The 4,308-nt window shown below is 39.5% G+C and carries 3 protein-coding genes and 1 pseudogene; all 4 read left to right on the forward strand.

The window, feature by feature from the left end; translation table 11 throughout:
• Positions 1-200: 200 nt before the first annotated feature.
• Entirely contained in the window at positions 201-1,433 is a 1,233-nt protein-coding gene (locus E1176_RS05065; protein ID WP_155209481.1) for a M16 family metallopeptidase, read from the forward strand.
• Position 1,434: 1 nt separating this feature from the next.
• On the forward strand, positions 1,435-2,070 hold the full coding sequence (locus E1176_RS05070; protein WP_155209482.1) for an O-methyltransferase: 636 nt from the start codon (positions 1,435-1,437) through the stop codon (positions 2,068-2,070).
• Between the two features lie 3 nt (positions 2,071-2,073).
• A complete protein-coding gene (locus E1176_RS05075) occupies positions 2,074-3,981 on the forward strand; it encodes a LysM peptidoglycan-binding domain-containing protein (protein ID WP_155209483.1) in 1,908 nt (635 codons plus the stop codon).
• 197 nt (positions 3,982-4,178) lie between these two features.
• Positions 4,179-4,308: pseudogene (locus E1176_RS21040) on the forward strand (response regulator); the annotation flags it as partial.

Here is a 4,308-nt window from a genome sequence, read left to right on the forward strand (position 1 = left end):
GATTTAATTTTTGATAATGCAAGCTGCATGCCATTTGTAAATACGCTATTCATTGATTTTAAGCGGTTTATAATAGATTTTAGTGGTCGCTGGCGGTCATCTATGTGCGTATGCGAATGTTTGATCAGTGGTCAACTTGCACGATCTAAGTGGGTTGTTCTCCTCTAAAAATCTTTAACTTTGCGGCAAGCAAGCGGGCTATGAGAGACTACGAAATTAGAACACTTCCAAACGGCATAAGAGTCATACACAAACAGGTAAGCAATACAAAGATTGCACACTGTGGCTTTATGTTGGATATAGGAAGTAGAGATGAAACATTTGAAAATCAAGGCATCGCACATTTTTGGGAGCATATGGCTTTCAAGGGTACGACCAAAAGGAAGGCATTTCATATCTTAAATAGGATCGATGCTGTTGGGGGTGAGCTAAATGCCTACACAACCAAAGAGAAAATTGCCTTTTATGCCTCAGTGCTTGATACTTATTTTGAGAAAGCGATTGAACTACTGACAGACATAACTTTTGACTCGATTTTTCCAGAGAAGCAGATTGATAAGGAGCGCAAGGTGATTTTAGAAGAAATGGCCATGTACTATGATGCTCCCGAAGATGCTATCCAGGATGAGTTTGATGCTGTAATATTTAACGACCACCCTTTAGGTCGTAATATTTTGGGTACGGCCGAAAGCGTTCGCTCTTTTCACCGCGATGATTTCCGGAATTTTATAAGACAGCACATCAATACTGAGCGTATAGTTTTTTGCTGTGTAGGAAATATGCCTTTTAAGAAAGTAATGAAACTTGCAGAAAAGCACTTTGGCCATATTCCCAATTACAATGGAGGCGAGGAGCGGTTAAATTTCACAGCATATCAGCCTAATAATAGAGAGATAACAAGGTCGCTCACTCAGGCGCATTGTGCCATTGGTCGTGATGCCTATAATAATGACAGCGAAAAGAAGCTGCCATTTTTTATGCTAACAAATATTTTAGGCGGGCCTGCCATGAACTCAAGACTCAATCTTGCGCTTAGGGAAAAGCACGGCTTTGTGTATGGTATTGAGGCAAGCTATCAGTCTTATACCGACACCGGTTTGTTCGGAATTTTCTTTGCTACTGAGCCTGGCCAATTGAAGCGAAGTGTAAAATTAGTTAAGGCTGAGTTAAGAAAACTAAAGGAGCAGCCGTTAGGATCTATCCAGCTAAAAACGGCCAAAGAACAACTCATGGGACAATTGGCCATGGCAGAAGAAAATAATGTAAGTCTCATGCTTATGATGGGCAAGAGTATATTAGATTTGGATAGAATTGATTCTCTTGATCATATTTTTAGTGAAATAAAATCAACTACAGCGGCAGAGTTGAGAGACATTGCCAACGAAATGTTTGATGAAGATTACTTAAGTCAATTAACTTTTTTACCAGAATAGTATGGAGTTTTTGCCAGAGGCTATCGATAAATATGTAGCCGAACACACCGCAGAGGAAAATCAGCTTTTAAAGGAAATTAACAGAGAAACTCACGCCAAAGTGATGATGCCAAGGATGCTCTCCGGGCATGTGCAAGGCCGTGTGTTGAGCACTTTTGCACACATGATTAAGCCTAAAACTGTGCTTGAAATTGGCACCTATACCGGTTATTCCGCGATTTGCATGGCAGAGGGCCTTGCTGAAGATGGCAAATTATACACCTTGGATATTAATGAGGAGCTTGAAGACATGGTACGTGCCTATATAGAAAAGGCAGGATTCAAAGAAAAGATTGATTATAGAATTGGTAATGCCTTAGATCTAATTCCTGATCTTAAGGAATCATTTGATTTGGTATTCATCGATGCCGATAAGATAAACTATTCAAACTATTATGACCTGGTAATTGATAAAGTAAATAAAGGCGGCTTTATTATTGCAGACAATGTACTTTGGAGTGGAAAGGTTGTGGGGGACAAAATAGATAAAGACACCCAGGCTCTACTCGATTTTAATGCCAAGGTGCACAATGATGATCGTGTAGAAAACGTTCTTTTTCCTGTTCGGGATGGTCTCATGGTACTAAGAAAGCTATAATTAATGCGAGCTATTTTTTTTCTTATTGTAATTGGTTTTTCATCAACAGCCTGGGCGCAGGACACACCTCAGGTGCCATCAAAAATGGAGTTTGCAGGCATCAAACTGCGTATTCATGAAAGTGGTAGAAAAGATATTCAAGAAAGTGTAGATGCCCTCACGCGTAGTAAGACCCATTACAATGTAATGATTGAGAAAGCAAGGAGCTATTTCCCGATTATCGAGCGCGTTTTTAAAGAAGAAAATTTACCCGAAGATTTTAAATACCTGGTATTGCAGGAAAGTGCCCTGATACCGGATGCTGTATCGAGCTCCAATGCTGTTGGCTACTGGCAGTTTAAAGACTTTACAGCAATGGAAATGGGCCTGCGGGTAGATAAGCACATCGATGAGCGTATGAATATCACGGCAGCCTCTCGGGCAGCCGCAAAATACCTCAAATTAAATAATACATATTTCGATAATTGGCTACATGCGCTACAGGCCTATCAAATGGGTGCCGGAGGCGCGATGCGCGTACTTAAAGATGCCTCTGGTGTAAAATCAATGACTATTGATAAGAAAACCTATTGGTATGTAAAGAAATTCTTAGCCCATAAAGTGGCCTATGAAGGTGTAGTAGAGGAGGAACCGACACTTAAGCTTTCGGAGTATACAAATGGAGCGGGCAAAACATTGAAGGATATCTCCAAAGAGGTAAATGTGAGCGAAGAAGAGATTACAGCCTATAATAAGTGGCTTAAAAAAGGCAGGATACCAGAAGATAAAACTTACCCGGTAATTATACCTTCTGAGCAATATATTGGCAAAAGACAGGGCGAAAGAATCATTGCAAAAAATGGTGATACAGACAATAACAGCGGCCAGCAGATAGATGGAATACAGATAGAATACACATTTGTAGACCGTTCTTTATTTCCAAAAATTATAAAAGAAGATGAGGGGTTTGCACAAGTAAATGCGCTGCCTGGTATTATTGCCAGGGGAGACGAAAAGGTAGCTGCTTTGGCTGCCAAGGGAGGTATCTCACTGAGTAAATTCTTGAAGTATAATGACATATCTATTGATCATAGAGTAAGAGCAGACGAGCCTTATTATCTTAAAAAGAAAAGAGCAAAGGCACGTGCCTACTACCATGTGCTGCAGCCGGGTGAGTCGTTATGGGAGGTTTCACAAAAATATGGTCTTCGGTTAAGTAAACTGAGGTTTAAAAATAGAATTAGAGAGGATAACCCAACCCTTAAGGCAGGCAGAGTGCTTTGGCTTAGATACGTGAGGCCAGCCCATGTAGACATTGAGTATAAGGAGGTAGAAAGAAGCCCTAAGCCGAAAATCGCTAAGAAGGAAACGCCCATGAAGAATAGCAATAAGTCTACAGAGGAGGTGGTGAAAAAAGTGACCGATCAAGATTCCGTTACTCTGAATATTTACCCTTTAGTCGAGCCAAATGAAAAAGAAGTAGAGCCAATAATTTCTGAGAGTGATGGAGAAAAACAAAGTGAGGTAGAAAAAGTAAATGATGACCGTAGCATTAGACTTGATTCTGTGAAAAAAGTGCATGCTGTAAAACCAGGCCAAACGTATTATGCTATCTCTAAACTCTATAATGTAAACGTAGTGGATGTACTTGAGTGGAATAATCTAAAAATCAACGATAAGTTAGCCATCGGACAAAAACTCATAGTCTATGAGTATACACCAGAGGCAGATGGTCGTGTGATTGAAGAGGGAAATGATGCTTATGAGCCAGTCTTCATCTATTATATAGTAAAACCGGGAGATACCTTATACAAAATTGCCCGACAGCACGAAATCACCGTTGAAGAGCTGATGGAGTTGAATGAGAAAGAAAATTTTGATTTAGATTTGGGAGAAAAGATAAAAGTGGGTCAGAAAATGATCGCTGAGTAGCCATTTGATGCCACCCATCACATTAATTTCTCTTTTAAGAAAAAAAGTATTTAATTGCTGTGTATGAAATGTGAAGAGGCTTGAACATTTTTAAATTTAAAAAGCTAATTTACGCTCAAATTTGTACATTTAGGATTTATTAATCGAACCATAAAAAATATTGAACTTTGAGTGACTCTAATGCGATCGACTTAGTAATGCTCGTAGATGATAATGACACTGATAATTTCATTAGCAAGCGTATCATCGAAATTACAAAATTTGCTAAACGGGTGGAGGTGAAAAATTCAGGGAAGAGTGCGCTTGACTACCTAAGAGAGAATCAAG

Origin of the sequence: Fulvivirga aurantia (assembly GCF_009711475.1) — a bacterium.
Lineage (GTDB): Bacteria > Bacteroidota > Bacteroidia > Cytophagales > Cyclobacteriaceae > Fulvivirga > Fulvivirga aurantia.

What these genes read in the sequence shown, in the direction of transcription:
- E1176_RS05065 (WP_155209481.1), top strand. Translation starts at nt 201, where the DNA reads ATGAGAGACTACGAAATTAGAACACTTCCAAACGGCATAAGAGTCATA.
- E1176_RS05070 (WP_155209482.1), top strand. Translation starts at nt 1,435, where the DNA reads ATGGAGTTTTTGCCAGAGGCTATCGATAAATATGTAGCCGAACACACC.
- E1176_RS05075 (WP_155209483.1), top strand. Translation starts at nt 2,074, where the DNA reads ATGCGAGCTATTTTTTTTCTTATTGTAATTGGTTTTTCATCAACAGCC.